16 protein-coding genes are annotated in these 13,248 nt (G+C 58.5%); 12 read left to right on the top strand and 4 right to left on the bottom strand.

Going from position 1 to position 13,248, the window contains the following annotated elements; all coding sequences use genetic code 11:
- Positions 1-47: 47 nt before the first annotated feature.
- On the top strand, positions 48-329 hold the full coding sequence (locus AB1A64_RS13910) for a hypothetical protein (protein WP_366551957.1): 282 nt from the start codon (positions 48-50) through the stop codon (positions 327-329).
- Positions 330-415: 86 nt separating this feature from the next.
- On the top strand, positions 416-829 hold the full coding sequence (locus AB1A64_RS13905) for a universal stress protein (RefSeq protein WP_366551956.1): 414 nt from the start codon (positions 416-418) through the stop codon (positions 827-829).
- A 6-nt stretch (positions 830-835) separates the two neighbouring features.
- Here the strand turns inward: AB1A64_RS13905 and AB1A64_RS13900 are convergent, their stop codons facing one another.
- Positions 836-1,171, bottom strand: coding sequence for a metalloregulator ArsR/SmtB family transcription factor (locus tag AB1A64_RS13900; RefSeq protein ID WP_366551955.1), 336 nt, complete (start codon positions 1,169-1,171; stop codon positions 836-838).
- 231 nt (positions 1,172-1,402) lie between these two features.
- On the opposite strand from AB1A64_RS13900, the gene AB1A64_RS13895 reads away from it, so the two are divergent.
- From AB1A64_RS13895 to AB1A64_RS13875, 5 genes are all read left to right on the top strand, one after another.
- Positions 1,403-1,735, top strand: a complete 333-nt coding sequence (locus AB1A64_RS13895) for an AtpZ/AtpI family protein (protein WP_170350336.1) — start codon at positions 1,403-1,405, stop codon at positions 1,733-1,735.
- A 2-nt stretch (positions 1,736-1,737) separates the two neighbouring features.
- Positions 1,738-2,496, top strand: a complete 759-nt coding sequence (locus tag AB1A64_RS13890) for a F0F1 ATP synthase subunit A (RefSeq protein ID WP_170350337.1) — start codon at positions 1,738-1,740, stop codon at positions 2,494-2,496.
- A 48-nt stretch (positions 2,497-2,544) separates the two neighbouring features.
- Positions 2,545-2,769 (top strand): F0F1 ATP synthase subunit C, encoded by a 225-nt coding sequence (locus AB1A64_RS13885; RefSeq protein ID WP_005981269.1) that lies wholly within the window; start codon positions 2,545-2,547, stop codon positions 2,767-2,769.
- Positions 2,770-2,855: 86 nt separating this feature from the next.
- Positions 2,856-3,407 carry a F0F1 ATP synthase subunit B' gene (locus AB1A64_RS13880; protein WP_366551954.1) on the top strand — a complete coding sequence of 184 codons (552 nt, stop codon included), beginning with the start codon at positions 2,856-2,858 and terminating at the stop codon, positions 3,405-3,407.
- A gap of 5 nt (positions 3,408-3,412) precedes the next feature.
- A complete protein-coding gene (locus AB1A64_RS13875) occupies positions 3,413-3,973 on the top strand; it encodes a F0F1 ATP synthase subunit B (RefSeq protein ID WP_170517985.1) in 561 nt (186 codons plus the stop codon).
- Between the two features lie 69 nt (positions 3,974-4,042).
- On the opposite strand, the gene AB1A64_RS13870 is transcribed toward AB1A64_RS13875, so the two are convergent.
- Complete coding sequence (locus AB1A64_RS13870; RefSeq protein ID WP_366551953.1) at positions 4,043-4,732, bottom strand: hypothetical protein; 690 nt, start codon at positions 4,730-4,732, stop codon at positions 4,043-4,045.
- 177 nt (positions 4,733-4,909) lie between these two features.
- Positions 4,910-5,680 (bottom strand): FCD domain-containing protein, encoded by a 771-nt coding sequence (locus AB1A64_RS13865; protein ID WP_366551952.1) that lies wholly within the window; start codon positions 5,678-5,680, stop codon positions 4,910-4,912.
- 150 nt (positions 5,681-5,830) lie between these two features.
- Between AB1A64_RS13865 and AB1A64_RS13860 the strand changes: the two genes are divergently transcribed.
- The 5 genes from AB1A64_RS13860 (at position 5,831) to AB1A64_RS13840 (ending at position 12,070) form a co-directional block, all read left to right on the top strand.
- Complete coding sequence (locus AB1A64_RS13860; RefSeq protein ID WP_366551951.1) at positions 5,831-7,030, top strand: PLP-dependent aminotransferase family protein; 1,200 nt, start codon at positions 5,831-5,833, stop codon at positions 7,028-7,030.
- Positions 7,031-7,075: 45 nt separating this feature from the next.
- Positions 7,076-7,486 carry a hypothetical protein gene (locus AB1A64_RS13855; RefSeq protein WP_366551950.1) on the top strand — a complete coding sequence of 137 codons (411 nt, stop codon included), beginning with the start codon at positions 7,076-7,078 and terminating at the stop codon, positions 7,484-7,486.
- Between the two features lie 140 nt (positions 7,487-7,626).
- Positions 7,627-11,082 carry an AAA family ATPase gene (locus AB1A64_RS13850; RefSeq protein ID WP_366551949.1) on the top strand — a complete coding sequence of 1,152 codons (3,456 nt, stop codon included), beginning with the start codon at positions 7,627-7,629 and terminating at the stop codon, positions 11,080-11,082.
- Positions 11,083-11,136: 54 nt separating this feature from the next.
- Positions 11,137-11,487 (top strand): hypothetical protein, encoded by a 351-nt coding sequence (locus tag AB1A64_RS13845; RefSeq protein WP_366551948.1) that lies wholly within the window; start codon positions 11,137-11,139, stop codon positions 11,485-11,487.
- Between the two features lie 244 nt (positions 11,488-11,731).
- On the top strand, positions 11,732-12,070 hold the full coding sequence (locus AB1A64_RS13840; RefSeq protein WP_366552125.1) for an acyl-CoA thioesterase: 339 nt from the start codon (positions 11,732-11,734) through the stop codon (positions 12,068-12,070).
- Positions 12,071-12,083: 13 nt separating this feature from the next.
- Here the strand turns inward: AB1A64_RS13840 and AB1A64_RS13835 are convergent, their stop codons facing one another.
- Positions 12,084-13,247, bottom strand: coding sequence for a lytic murein transglycosylase (locus AB1A64_RS13835; RefSeq protein ID WP_366551947.1), 1,164 nt, complete (start codon positions 13,245-13,247; stop codon positions 12,084-12,086).
- Position 13,248: the final 1 nt, after the last annotated feature.

Raw genomic sequence — 13,248 nt, 5'->3', positions numbered from 1 at the left:
CCAGATTGTGCCAGCGTTGGTCGCAGGCAATACAGGGGTAATAACCAATGAGACCAGCACTTTATCTGATTGCAGCGGTGGGTTTGTCCGCCTGTTCGCACCCTTCCCCGAACAACGCCGTTTCGGACTCCGAACTTCAGGGCAGTTGCGAGGCGCTGGTCTCGGCAGAAACGGGGGTTCGTCCACAGGACGTGAGCGCCATTTCCACCCAGGCCGCGCCAACAGGATCGGTGACAACCCTATCCGTCGCGGGGGCAAAGGCACCATGGTTGTGTATGTCTGATCCGTTCGGCGTCATTACCGGTGTGGAATACAGTCAAGAAGGTTAGCCTTGGCGATCCAAGCCAATAGTTGAGACAGATCAAAGTAGACATATGCAAAAATCTTTATCCTTCGGGTCTAGGAGGGCTTCGCCATGTTCACTCACATCATGTTCCCCGTTGATCTGCACCTTCCGCCCGAGGCGCGAAAGGCCGCGAACGTCGCGGCCGAGGTTGCCAAATGGCAAAGCGCAAAGATTACGGTTGTCAGTGTGACAGGTACTCAACCTGGCGATCCGGTACAGACGGACGCGTCCGTGAATGAAGATTTACGTGCTTTCGCTGATCAACTTGCCAAGAACAGCGGGGCGGAGGTAGCTTTCCGCAATATCCATTCAGTCGATGTTGCGGCCGAGGTCGATGGCGACTTGATGCGAGCTGCCGAGGATATCGGGGCCGACCTGATTGTTGTTGGAACTCATGCACCGCGGATCACTGACTACATCTTCTCGAGCCATGCTGGATACCTGGCCAACCACGCCAAGGTTTCAGTGTTTGTGGTGCGTTAGGGTGATCTAAGTATCATTAGTCGCGGGCAGCTCGGTTTCCAGAAACCGTTCAAACGCGTCCAGATTGACCGGCTCGAATTGCCCGAACCCTTGCATCCACACAGATGTCGCACGCAAAGCATCGGGTTCCAGCTTGCACCACTTCACCCGCCCACGTTTCTCCTGACTTATCAGCCCGGCCTTGGTCAGGATCACCAGATGTTTCGAGATCGCGGCCAATGACATCTCGAACGGTTCGGCCACATCGGTCACGGCCATATCATCCTCAAGCAGCATCGCCAGAATGGCGCGGCGCGTGGGGTCGGCGAGGGCTGCGAATACGGTGTCGAGATCATTGGACATCCCTTCGCTCAACCACAGCCTTCGAGTTTGGTCAACCATTTGGTTGAATATGCGGATTCATGGGTTTTGGTTGAAGCCGCTGTGCTTGCGCAGGTTTTACCTCAGCTGAGGTTGGATAAAAAACACTTAAAATCAATCATTTAAGCTGCGGCAATTCGGTTGCTCAACGCCGTTGACTCTGTGCGCCTTGCCCCTTAGCACCCTACCCAAGACTGTACGAGGGAAACGCCCGTGACCGATGATGACCAAAAGCAGCGTATGGCGCAGCTGGAGGCGAAGATCGAGGCGGCGAAAAAGGCAAAGCAGCCCAAGCCTCGTGCAGATGCTGACGTGTCCGGGGGCGAACTTGCCTGGAGGATGGTCATCGAAATGGTATCCGGTCTGGGGATCGGATTTGGCATCGGATACGGGCTGGACAGCCTGCTCGGGACGATCCCGATCTTTCTGGTGCTGTTCACATTGCTGGGCCTCGTCGCCGGAGTGAAAGTAATGCTCCGCAGCGCCAAAGAGGTTCAAGAGAAACAAACGGCAGCGACGGCTGCCGAGAAGGACGAGAGGGACTGAACGTGGCAACTGAGACCACCGCAGCAGAAGGCAGCAGCCTGGTTTTCCACCCGATGGATCAGTTCATCGTCAAACCGCTTTTCGGTGACGGTGCAATTGCATGGTACACGCCCACCAACGTGACCCTGTGGATGTTCCTGGCGATTGCCGCGATCTTTGCTCTGCTGGTTCTCAGCACTTCGAAACGCGCGATTGTTCCGACCCGGATGCAGTCGGTGGCTGAACTGGCCTATGGTTTCATCTACAAGATGTTGGAAGACATCTGCGGCAAGGAAGGCGTTAAGTACTTCCCCTATGTCATGACCCTGTTCATGTTCATCGTCTGCGCAAACTTCCTGGGCATGATCCCGACGTCCTTTACCACCACATCGCATTTCGCCGTGACCATCCCGCTGGCGTTGGCCGTGTTCCTGACCGTGACTGTTCTGGGTTTCGTCAAGAACGGTGCCGCGTTTCTGGGTCTGTTCTGGGTCTCCAGCGCACCGCTGGCCCTGCGTCCGGTTCTGGCGATCATCGAGCTGATTTCGTACTTCGTACGCCCTGTCAGCCACTCCATTCGTCTTGCCGGTAACGTCATGGCGGGCCACGCGGTTATCAAGGTGTTCGCAGGCTTTGCCGCGATCGCCGTGATCTCGCCCGTGTCTGTTCTGGCGATCACCGCAATGTATGGCCTCGAGGTCCTTGTGTCCTTTATCCAGGCCTACGTTTTCACCATTCTGACCTGTGTCTATCTGAAAGATGCTCTGCATCCGTCGCACTAAGGTCTGATACCCCAACATCGAAACTTCCAATTCGTAAGGAGAAACATCATGGAAGGCGATCTCGCACACATCGGCGCAGGCCTGGCAGCAATCGGTTCCGGCGCAGCCGCAATCGGGGTGGGCAACGTTGCAGGCAACTTCCTGGCCGGCGCCCTGCGCAACCCTTCGGCGGCTGCATCGCAGACCGCAACCCTGTTCATCGGTATCGCATTCGCAGAAGCCCTGGGGATCTTCGCATTCCTGGTCTCGCTGCTGCTGATGTTCGCCGTATAATCTGCGGAACCTGATCCTTACGCGCAGGTGGGCCCAAGCCATAGCGGCCCACCTGTTGTAAAGACAACGTTCCGACGGAGGACAACATGGCGACTGAACCTATTGCCGAAGAAGTAGTTGGCAAATGCGTGGACTCTCATGGCTCGGCCATTGGGATGCCGCAGCTCTGCTTTGATTGGTTCCCCAACCAGATTTTCTGGCTGGTCATCACGCTGGTCGTCATCTTTCTGGTTCTGTCCCGCGTGGCCCTGCCGCGCATCGCGGCAATCCTGGCTGAACGCCAGGGGACCATTACAAATGACCTGGCTGCGGCCGAAGACCTGAAGGCCAAAGCGGTCGAGGCCGAAGAAGCCTATAACAAAGCGCTGGCCGATGCCCGTTCTGAGGCGCAGCGTATCGCTGCCGAAGCACGCGCCGAAATTCAGGCTGGCCTGGATGACGCGATCGCCAAGGCGGACGCGGAAATCGCTGCAAAAGCGGCTGAATCGGAAAAGGCGATCGCCGATATCCGTGCCGGTGCGCTGGAAAGCATTCAAGTGGTTGCCAAGGACACGGCGGCTGAACTGGTAACTGCACTGGGCGGCGAGGCGGATGCCAAAGCCATCGACAGTGCAATCGACACGCAGATGAAAGGATAAGCGACATGCGGAACACTCTTGCCCTTATCCTGACCTTTGGCGCTGCCAGCCCCGCGCTGGCCGCAAGCGGCCCGTTCTTCTCGCTTGGCAACACCGACTTTGTGGTCCTGTTGGGCTTTATCGTCTTCATCGCGGTCCTGTTCTATTTCAAGGTGCCGGGCATGATCGGTGGCGCGTTGGACAACCGTGCCGAAGGCATCAAGTCCGAGTTGGACGAAGCCCGTGCCTTGCACGAAGAAGCCCGCACCCTGTTGGCCTCGTACGAGCGCAAGCATCGCGAAGTTCAGACGCAGGCAGACGCAATTGTGGCTGCTGCAAAAGACGACGCCGCGCTGGCAGCCGAACAGGCCAAAGCGGATCTGGAAAAGTCCATTGCGCGCCGTCTGGCCGCTGCACAGGATCAGATCGCATCGGCCGAGGCTTCGGCGGTTAAAGAGGTGCGTGATCAGGCGATTACCGTTGCTGTTTCGGCGGCAAATGCGGTTCTGGCCAAGCAGATGACGGCGACGCAGGCGAACAAGCTGATCGACGCTGCAATTGCCGATGTGGGCGAAAAGCTACACTAAGATCTTCACATGATGAAATTGAAAAACCCGGCCTCAGAGCCGGGTTTTTTCTTCCTTACGATGCGAAGATCATGCCGCTGAGCGTTGACTTGGCAGACGGTTCAGAATGTCCGCATATTTGGTTGAGGCGACAAACAGTTCCGGTAATTCGCTCAGTACAGCGTCGATGGGATCGTAAACCGCCGACGCTTGATCTAGAATCTCATCGGGTATGGATTTCTTTGCGCGTTCTGTTCTTTCGGGCAGGGTAAAGTTCAACTCCAGAAAATCGGCAACTTCGCTCTGTCTGCGCCAGATCGCATCATAACTCAGGCACAGGACAGGCACGTTTTCGAACGTGGCCCATTGCCTCATCTGCTCTGCTTGGTTGAGAACGTCGTATTTGAACAGATCTTCAAAGGTTCCTTTGGCGTGAAGATGTGCGAAATGCTGGTTGATCCAGTCGCGGCCATAGCGACCAAGTACGGAATAGACCGAAAGCGCCGAGTCTTTGGTAGGGCCATAGCAAAACAAGACTTTGACGTTATCGCGGCCTCTTAATCCGCCGGGAAAATCATGTGTTTTGACAAGGCTTCCCTGATGCAACTCGGCCTGTGCCAGATCCATTTCAAAGGTCGCCTTGGGCTTGGGCCACACACGCCGCCGCTTTTGTGCCTTCCACAAAGCATCAAACATGAGCGTGCTACCGGATCGACCGTTGCTGGCTACGATCAGGCAGGGGTTCGTTATTGGGCGTTGCCCGGGTTTGAAAAGGATCATGTCAGACACCAGGGTTTCAGCGACGGTTAAGGTTCGCGACTTGCCTGTCTAATTGGTTTAGCTGCGGGTCAATATCCAGCAGATAACCAGCAGAAATTGCGTAATAAATTATGAACTTTTTGTGTACGGATTTGAGCCGCGACAGTTTGGCGCTGTGCGGGATATCTCGCGCGCTCTTCAGGTTTGACCCGTCTCATGCTGCAATCGCTGCTGCGCGATGGCTTCGTTTCGCAGGGCTTTCTGGTGATCTTCCATACAGCTCTGGACATAGTTCAGATGCTGTTGGACTGCATCGCGGGCTGCATCGGGGTCGCGTGCCTGCAGGGCTGTGTTGATCGCGCGGTGTTGGTCCAGAATGGCACCACGCGTTGTGCGCTGCTGAAACATCATCTGACGGTTGTAGAACACGCCTTGTTGCAGCAGGTCGTACATCGACCGCATCATATGCAGCATAACTACGTTGTGACTGGCCTCGATGATGGCCATGTGGAATAGCGCATCCAGTTGCGCCTCGTCTTGAGGGGCGTTGCGCGCATGCGCAGCCTGCATCTTGTCAAAAATCGCCTGCACCACTTTCAAATCGCTGTCTGATCCCAGCCGTGCGGCACGCTCGGCCGCCAACCCTTCTAGATCGCGGCGGAAAGACAGATAGTCGAACACCGCTTCTTCGTGGCTGCTGAACAGCCGAACCAGCGCCGGGGAAAAGGCAGAGCCCAGAACCTCGGCCACATATATACCGGACCCGGCCTTGGCGGTCAGCAACCCCTGATCCTGCAACTCCGAGATCGCCTCGCGCAACGAGGGGCGCGATACGCCCAGCCGCTCTGCCAACTCGCGTTCCGCCGGAAGCCGCTCGCCTGGGCGCAAGATGCCACGCAGGATCAGCAATTCGATCTGTTTCACCACTGCGATGGACAGCTTTTCAGTCTGGACTTTTTGAAAGGGCATGTCGGCTATTCCGAAATTGGTCAAATCATATGACCACGTAATATTAGCCGGTTCAAGAACAGGTGAGTGTTGGCTTGAAATATTAGGTCAGAATTATTGACATTAAATAATTCACGCTTAGTCTGCCCTGCGAGATAGGGGAGGAGACCAATGTCGACCAAAGACCTGTTTGCCACGCGAACAACGCGGATGAAGGCGTCCGAGATACGCGAATTGCTCAAGCTGTTGGACCAGCCGGGCATTATTTCCTTCGCAGGTGGAATTCCGGATCCGGCTTTGTTCCCAGCAGAGGGTTTTGCAGCTGCATTCCAAAACGCACTGGGGACCGAGCGCCAAGCTCAGGCGCTGCAATATTCCGTCAGCGAGGGCCATGTCCCGCTGCGTGAATGGCTAGTCGATCATATGCGCCAGATCGGGATCGACTGCGGGCTTGATAACATCCTTATCACGTCGGGTTCGCAGCAGGCACTGGATTATCTGGGCAAGTTGTACCTGTCGCCGGGTGATACAGCGCTGGTCGGATGGCCCACCTATCTGGGGGCACTGGCCGCGTTCAATGCCTATGAGCCGCGCTTTGATCGGCTTGGCATCAACGGCAATCGCAGGGCAGCTGAATACGCTGCTGCAGCAGGTGAGGGGGCGGTTAAGTTTGCGTATCTGTCGCCTGACTTTGCCAACCCAACCGGAGAAACCGTAGACCTGCGTGGCCGCGAAACCCTGCTGGACCTGGCGGACGAATTGAACTGTGCTGTGATCGAAGACGGAGCCTATCAGGCCCTGCGCTATGACGGGGATGCGATCCCGCCGGTTTTGGCGCTGGAATTGGCGCGCAAAAGGTCGATCGAAAACTGCAGAACGGTCTATTGCGGAAGTTTCTCGAAAACCCTGTCTCCGGGTCTGCGGGTGGGGTGGGTTGTGGCCGCCAAGCCGGTGATCTCGCAGCTGGTGTTGATGAAACAGGCGGCTGACTTGCATTCCGCGACGATCAACCAAATGGCTATCAACGAAGTGGCGCGTGCCTGCTTTGATACGCATATCCCCATGTTGCGCCGCGTTTACGGCGCACGACGCGATGCGATGCTCAGCGCATTGCGCGAACATATGCCCGATGGAGTGGACTGGACCAAGCCCGAGGGCGGCATGTTCATTTGGGTGACCCTGCTCAAAGGGCTGAGCGGGGCTGACCTGCTGGCCAAGGCGCTTGAGACGGTGAAGGTGGCTTTTGTTCCCGGTCAGGCGTTTTTTCCGGACGGATCCGGGGCCAATACGATCCGCCTGAGCTTTTCGAATTCGGATGAGGCAACAATCCACGAGGGTATCCGCCGGTTGGGCGTCGTCCTGCGAACCTAAATGCAGGAAAGGTTCTGTTAACCATATTGCGGCAATGCTGGCCGCATGATCCGGTATCTGTTCCTCCTATCGGTGCTGGCCGCCTGTTCGGCCGGCACCCCCTATTTCCGGGATATCCCTGCAACCCGCATCGCCGTGAACGGCAGTGTCTTTGACGTGCGCGTGCGCGGGGATCTGGCCGAGGCCGTGCGGATCAACACCCAATACGCCCCGCGTCTGGGTCCGATCAAAGATCGGGCGGGGCTGGCCATGGCGCAGGTTTCGGATTGTCCCATCCTGGATGTGCTGGGCGACGCGGCGGTGACTGTTGGTGTGCTGGACTGTGACCGCGAGGCGGGGGAACGTCTGTTGCTGACCGCCATCTCGACCCCGAATTACGAATGCGTCGATTATGGTATCTATGAGGATATCGGGAAGGACTACGGCTTTCAGGTGTTCGAGTGTACGCCGTACTGAGATACGCGTATTCCTGCGCATTTCGGCAAGATATTGTGGATAAGTCGGGGTGATGTCCCATATCCTGCGCATCTTCGTTGACTCAGCCCCCATCCGTTGCGCAGACTTCCTTCATATAGGAATCACAGGACTCATTGCCTTTGCGCTTTAGCAAACTCAAACTCACCGGCTTCAAAAGCTTTGTTGATCCGACCGATCTGATCATCGCGGATGGGTTGACCGGTGTGGTGGGTCCGAATGGTTGTGGCAAGTCCAACCTTCTGGAAGCTCTGCGCTGGGTGATGGGCGAAAACCGCCCCAAATCTATGCGTGGTGGCGCGATGGAGGATGTGATTTTTGCAGGCGCTGCAACGCGACCGGCCCGCAACTTTGCCGAAGTTGTCCTGACCATGGACAACTCGGAACGACTGGCACCGTCGGGGTTCAACGACGCGGATCAGCTTGAGATCGTGCGCCGTATCACCCGCGACGTGGGCAGCGCCTATAAGACCAATGGCAAGGACGTGCGGGCGCGTGATGTGCAGATGCTGTTCGCCGATGCATCGACCGGGGCGCATTCACCTGCGCTTGTGGGGCAAAACCGCATTGCCGAACTGATCAACGCCAAACCGCGCGCCCGCCGCCGCATTCTGGAAGAGGCCGCGGGAATCTCAGGCCTTTATCAGCGTCGTCACGAAGCCGAGCTGAAACTGAAGGGCACCGAATCCAACTTGACCCGCGTCGACGATGTGTTGGAGCAGTTAGGCGGTCAGCTTGCGCAACTGGCGCGTCAAGCCCGTCAGGCCGCGCGCTATCGCGAGATTGGCGAGCAATTGCGCCAGGCCGAAGGCATGCTGCTTTACCGCCGCTGGAAAGAGGCTGACATGGCCCGCCAGCAAGCCGAAGAAAAGCTGCGCGAACGGATCACCGAGGCATCTCGGGCCGAGGCCGAAGCCCGCGCGGCCGCCACCAAACGTGCCGAAATCGAGGAGACCCTGCCACCTCTGCGCGAAGAAGAAGCCATTGCAGCCGCCGTCCTGCAACGCCAGCAGGTGCAGCGTGATGCGCTGTCGGATCAGGAAACCCGCGCACGTCAAACCATCGAAACGCTGACCAACCGTATTCAGCAATTGGGCAACGATATCGAACGCGAAACCGGCCTGAATCGCGACGCCGGCCAGATGATCGAGCGTCTAGAATGGGAAGCGCGTGAATTGGCCAAAGCCGCCGAAGGGCACGAGGATAAGGTGGCCGAGGCTGCTGAAATCGCGCGTGAGGCGGCGTCAGTGTTGCAGGACCGCGAAGATCACCTGTCGCAGGAAACCGAGGATATGGCACGCTTGGTCGCCCGCCACCAATCGGCGCAGCGTCTGGTTGAAGACAGCCGCAAGACGTTGACTCGATCTGAGGCCGAAGAGGAAAAGGCGCGCAGCGCCGTGGATGAGGCCCGCGAAGCGTTGTCCAACGCAAGCGAAGCCTTTGAAGCTGCGCAGGACGGCGAAGAAGAAGCCCGCGAGGCGGCTGAGGCCGCCGAAGAAGCGCTGGCCGCTGCAGACGAATTGCGCAATGACACACAGGCGCGTGAGGCCGAGGCTCGCGCGCAACGGTCCGAAGCCGAGGGCGAGTTGGGCGCGATCCGTGCGGAAACCTCGGCGCTGGCAAAACTGGTAGAGCGCGATACAGCTGAAGGCGGTCAGGTTTTGGACCTTCTTCGGGTTGAGCCCGGTTATGAAAAGGCGCTGGGTGCTGCGCTGGCCGACGATTTGCGCGCGCCGCTGGTCGAAGGCGACGGTCCTTCGGGCTGGGTTCAGGTGGCAGGCTATGATGCCGATCAGCCCTTGCCGGATGGGGTTGAACCGCTGGCGCTGCATGTGTCCGGCCCGGATCGATTGAGCCGTCGGATCGCGCAGATTGGTCTGGTTGATGCGGATCAGGGCGCGCGGCTGCAGACCTCGCTGAAGCCGGGACAGCGTCTGGTGTCCCGGTCCGGTGATTTGTGGCGTTGGGACGGCTTCCGCGCCTGGGCCGAGGATGCGCCAAGCGCCGCTGCCCTGCGGCTGGAACAGCTCAATAAGCTGGAAGCGCTGAAACAGGAGCTGACCCGCACTGAGGCACAGGCCGAAGGTGCCCGCGCCGGGCATGAGGCGCTGTCGCAACAACTGGCCGATGTCACCGAAGCGGACCGCCGCGCGAGGGATGCCCGTCGCGCCGCCGATCAGCGTATGGCCGAAACCGCTCGCGCGCTCAGCCGCGCCGAGGCCGATCGCAACCTGGCGCAAGGTAAGCTTGAGACCCTGTCGCTGGCCGTGGATCGCCACAAAGAAGATGCCATGTCCGCCCGTGCGCAACTGCGCGAGGCCGAGGGGGCGTTGACCGATCTGGGCGATCTCGACACGGCCCGCGCGCAGGTCGAGGATATCAAGCAAACGGTCGAGGCTGCGCGGATCACTATGCTGACCCATCGCTCGTCCCATGATGAATTGCGCCGCGAGGGCGAGGCCCGCACGCGACGTTCGCAAGAGGTCACAAAAGACCTCAGCGGTTGGAAGCATCGTCTGGAAACGGCGGAAAAACGGATATCAGAACTGGCCGAACGCAAGGAAAGTTCGGAAGAAGAGCTGTCCGAAGCGATGGCAGCGCCTAGCGAGATCGCCGAAGCCCGCGAGGAGCTGAACGAGCTGATTGAAACCGCCGAGGCCCGTCGCGCCGAGGCCGCCGATAAGTTGGCCCAAGCCGAAACCCAGCAGCGCGAGGTGGTGCTGGCTGAACGCGACGCGGAACGTCAGGCTTCAGAAGCGCGCGAATCTCGAGCGGCGGCTGAAGCGCGCTGCGATGCCGCCAAGGAAAGCGTGACGGCAACGGCGGAACGGATTGCTGAGGATCAGCAGCTGACCCCAAATCAGTTACTGAATCAATTGGATGTGAACCCCGATCAGATGCCTGCCGCCGACGCGCTTGAGGCCGAAGTGAACCGTCACAAGCGCCAGCGCGATGCGATGGGTGCTGTGAACCTGCGCGCCGAGGAAGATGCCAAGGAAGTTCAGGAAGAGTTTGACACACTGAACAGCGAAAAGGCGGATTTGGAAGAGGCAATCAAAGCCCTGCGCTCTGGTATCGCCAGCCTCAACCGCGAAGGCCGCGAACGTCTGTTGACCGCGTTTGAACAGGTGAACTCAAACTTTGCCATGCTGTTCAAGCACCTCTTCGGCGGTGGCGAGGCCAATTTGGTTATGGTCGAAAGCGACGATCCGCTGGATGCTGGGCTTGAGATCATGTGCCAGCCGCCGGGCAAGAAATTGTCGACGCTTAGCCTGTTGTCGGGTGGCGAACAGACCCTGACGGCGACGGCCTTGATTTTTGGCGTCTTCCTCGCCAATCCGGCCCCGATCTGCGTGCTGGATGAGGTCGACGCGCCGCTTGACGATGCTAACGTTACCCGGTTCTGCGACCTGCTGGATGAGATGTGCCGCCAGACCGATACACGTTTCCTGATCATCACCCACCACGCGGTGACGATGGCGCGGATGGATCGTTTGTTCGGCGTGACCATGCAGGAACAGGGCGTCAGCCAACTGGTCTCGGTCGATCTGAAAAAGGCCGAGCAGATGGTCGCTTGACCCATCACTGCAACGTTATGCCCTTTTCATCACCACTCGGGGTAGGGTGTAGGTATGATCCGTCTTTTGATCCTTGCCCTGCTGACCGCAAGCCCGGCATGGGCGGCCGAATGGCCAACCAAACCCGGAGATATTCCCCTTACGCCAACGGAACTGGAGGCGCTGGCCGGGCGCACGCTGACCTTCTATGATGATGGGCAGTCCAGTTTCTCGGCCGGTGGGGCCTATTCGTACACCTACGCCAGCGGAGAATCCGCCTTTGGCACCTACAGTATCGCAGAGGATGGCAGCGTCTGTATCGCATATCGAAACGGATTCAGTCGCTGTGATCTGTATGTACACAGTGGTGAGCGGTTGATCTTGATCGATCAAAAGGGTGACAGATATCCGGTGCGGCCAGAGTGAAATCAAACGCTTCCGGTCATGCCACACTTCCGATCCATTGCGGACGGCATGCGGCATAACCGTTTCGATTTGGATTTCAGCCTATTAATATCCTGAAAATCGACACAATACGTCAGCTGTAGCGATCCATCTGAGGAGCAGTTTAGTGACCGACGAAACCGAAAGTAACCTGGCCCTTGGAAAGCAGCGGGGATCGCATGGCCGTCAGCAGGACGAGGGCGTTCTGGTTATCCGCACCGTTGCTATGCCGGCCGATACCAACCCGTCGGGCGATATTTTTGGGGGCTGGCTGATGTCGCAGATGGACCTTGCGGCAGGGAACATGGCTGGCCGTGTCTCGCAGGGGCGCGGGGCAACGGTTTCGGTTGAGGCGATGCAGTTTCTGCGCCCGGTCAAGGTGGGTGATGAGGTGACGCTCTATGCCACGCTACGCAAGGTTGGGCGTACGTCCATGCGTATTCACGTCGATGCCTGGGCGCGTCCCCGATACTCTGAGAAGGCGCAAAAGGTCACGGATGCCGATTTCGTCTTTGTGGCGCTGGACGAAGACGGCGCGCCACGTCCGGTGTTAGAGGGCACGTGACGCCCTTGATACCTTAAAGGCGGCTCAACAGGTCCGGTGTTGGCCAGGCATCTGCGGGCAAGCCCAGCCGCGCCTGTTCCGCCTGTACCGCAGCCCGCGTACCTGCGCCCAGAATCCCGTCGATCTTGCCGACGTCATGACCGCGTGCTTGCAGTTTGCTTTGCAGCTGTTTCATCTGCGCGCCGGAAAGTCCCTGTGCAGCGTTCCCGGCATCATAGATTTGACCACCTTCCAGTCGTGTGCCGAAATAGGCCGCGGTCAGAACGTAGACAAAGCTTTGATTCCATTCGAAATAGACGTCGAAATTCGGATAGGCCAAAAAGGCCGGGCCGTTGTGTCCCTGCGGCAAGATCAGCGATGCAGGCAAGTTCGTCAGGGACCCGCTGCGGGCCTGCACACCCATCGCCTGCCAGTCGGTCACGGGGCGCGGTTTGCCCGGGCCGGACAGTGACCAATCCATTTGCGCGGGCACCGTCACCTCTTGCAGCCACGGCTGCCCCGGCTGCCAGCCCAGATGTGACAGCATCTTGGCGCCCGACATCAGCGCGTCCGGCGCGGATGTTTTCAACGAGACCGTGCCGTCTCCGTCCCCGTCGACACCGTTTTCCAGAATGTCGCGAGGCAGCATTTGCACCATGCCAATCTCACCAGCCCAGGCACCGGTGGTTCGGTTCGGGTCGAAATTACCCTGTTGGTATAGCTCGATGGCCGCAAAGATCTGTGGTCGAAACAATTCGGGGCGGCGGCAATCATGGGCCAGTGTCACCAGCGCATTACGGGTGTTGAAGTCGCCCTGAAACGCGCCGTAGTCGGTCTCGAACGCCCAAAAGGCCAAAAGAACCCCGCGTGAGACGCCGTATTCCTGCTCAATCCGGTCAAACACCGCGTCATATTTGCGCGACATGGCCTGCCCTCGATCGATCCGGTTTTGCGAGATCAAGTGGCGCGAGAAATCGATGAACGGCTTTTGGAACACACCCTGTGCACGGTCGGCTTTCAGCACCGCTCCGTCCTGCTGCACGCCTTTGAAAAACGCATTGACGGTGGATTTGTCGAATCCTTGCTGGACGGCTTCAGCCTTTAGCCCTTTGACGAAGGAATTGAACCCACCACCACATTGGGCAAGGGCGGGCGAGGCGAACAGAACGGCGGCAACAAAGCCAGAGAGAATGCGCATG

Origin of the sequence: Ruegeria sp. ANG10, from assembly GCF_040705255.1 — a bacterium.
Lineage (GTDB): Bacteria > Pseudomonadota > Alphaproteobacteria > Rhodobacterales > Rhodobacteraceae > Ruegeria.
This window is presented reverse-complemented; position numbering and strand designations above follow the sequence as displayed.

Bases quoted from the DNA above. Each gene is read 5' to 3' on its own strand.
- AB1A64_RS13910 (WP_366551957.1), top strand. From the start codon at position 48: ATGAGACCAGCACTTTATCTGATTGCAGCGGTGGGTTTGTCCGCCTGT.
- AB1A64_RS13905 (WP_366551956.1), top strand. From the start codon at position 416: ATGTTCACTCACATCATGTTCCCCGTTGATCTGCACCTTCCGCCCGAG.
- AB1A64_RS13900 (WP_366551955.1), bottom strand. From the start codon at position 1,171: ATGTCCAATGATCTCGACACCGTATTCGCAGCCCTCGCCGACCCCACG.
- AB1A64_RS13885 (WP_005981269.1), top strand. From the start codon at position 2,545: ATGGAAGGCGATCTCGCACACATCGGCGCAGGCCTGGCAGCAATCGGT.
- AB1A64_RS13880 (WP_366551954.1), top strand. From the start codon at position 2,856: ATGGCGACTGAACCTATTGCCGAAGAAGTAGTTGGCAAATGCGTGGAC.
- AB1A64_RS13875 (WP_170517985.1), top strand. From the start codon at position 3,413: ATGCGGAACACTCTTGCCCTTATCCTGACCTTTGGCGCTGCCAGCCCC.
- AB1A64_RS13870 (WP_366551953.1), bottom strand. From the start codon at position 4,732: ATGATCCTTTTCAAACCCGGGCAACGCCCAATAACGAACCCCTGCCTG.
- AB1A64_RS13865 (WP_366551952.1), bottom strand. From the start codon at position 5,680: ATGCCCTTTCAAAAAGTCCAGACTGAAAAGCTGTCCATCGCAGTGGTG.
- AB1A64_RS13860 (WP_366551951.1), top strand. From the start codon at position 5,831: ATGTCGACCAAAGACCTGTTTGCCACGCGAACAACGCGGATGAAGGCG.
- AB1A64_RS13855 (WP_366551950.1), top strand. From the start codon at position 7,076: ATGATCCGGTATCTGTTCCTCCTATCGGTGCTGGCCGCCTGTTCGGCC.
- AB1A64_RS13845 (WP_366551948.1), top strand. From the start codon at position 11,137: ATGATCCGTCTTTTGATCCTTGCCCTGCTGACCGCAAGCCCGGCATGG.
- AB1A64_RS13840 (WP_366552125.1), top strand. From the start codon at position 11,732: ATGCCGGCCGATACCAACCCGTCGGGCGATATTTTTGGGGGCTGGCTG.
- AB1A64_RS13835 (WP_366551947.1), bottom strand. From the start codon at position 13,247: ATGCGCATTCTCTCTGGCTTTGTTGCCGCCGTTCTGTTCGCCTCGCCC.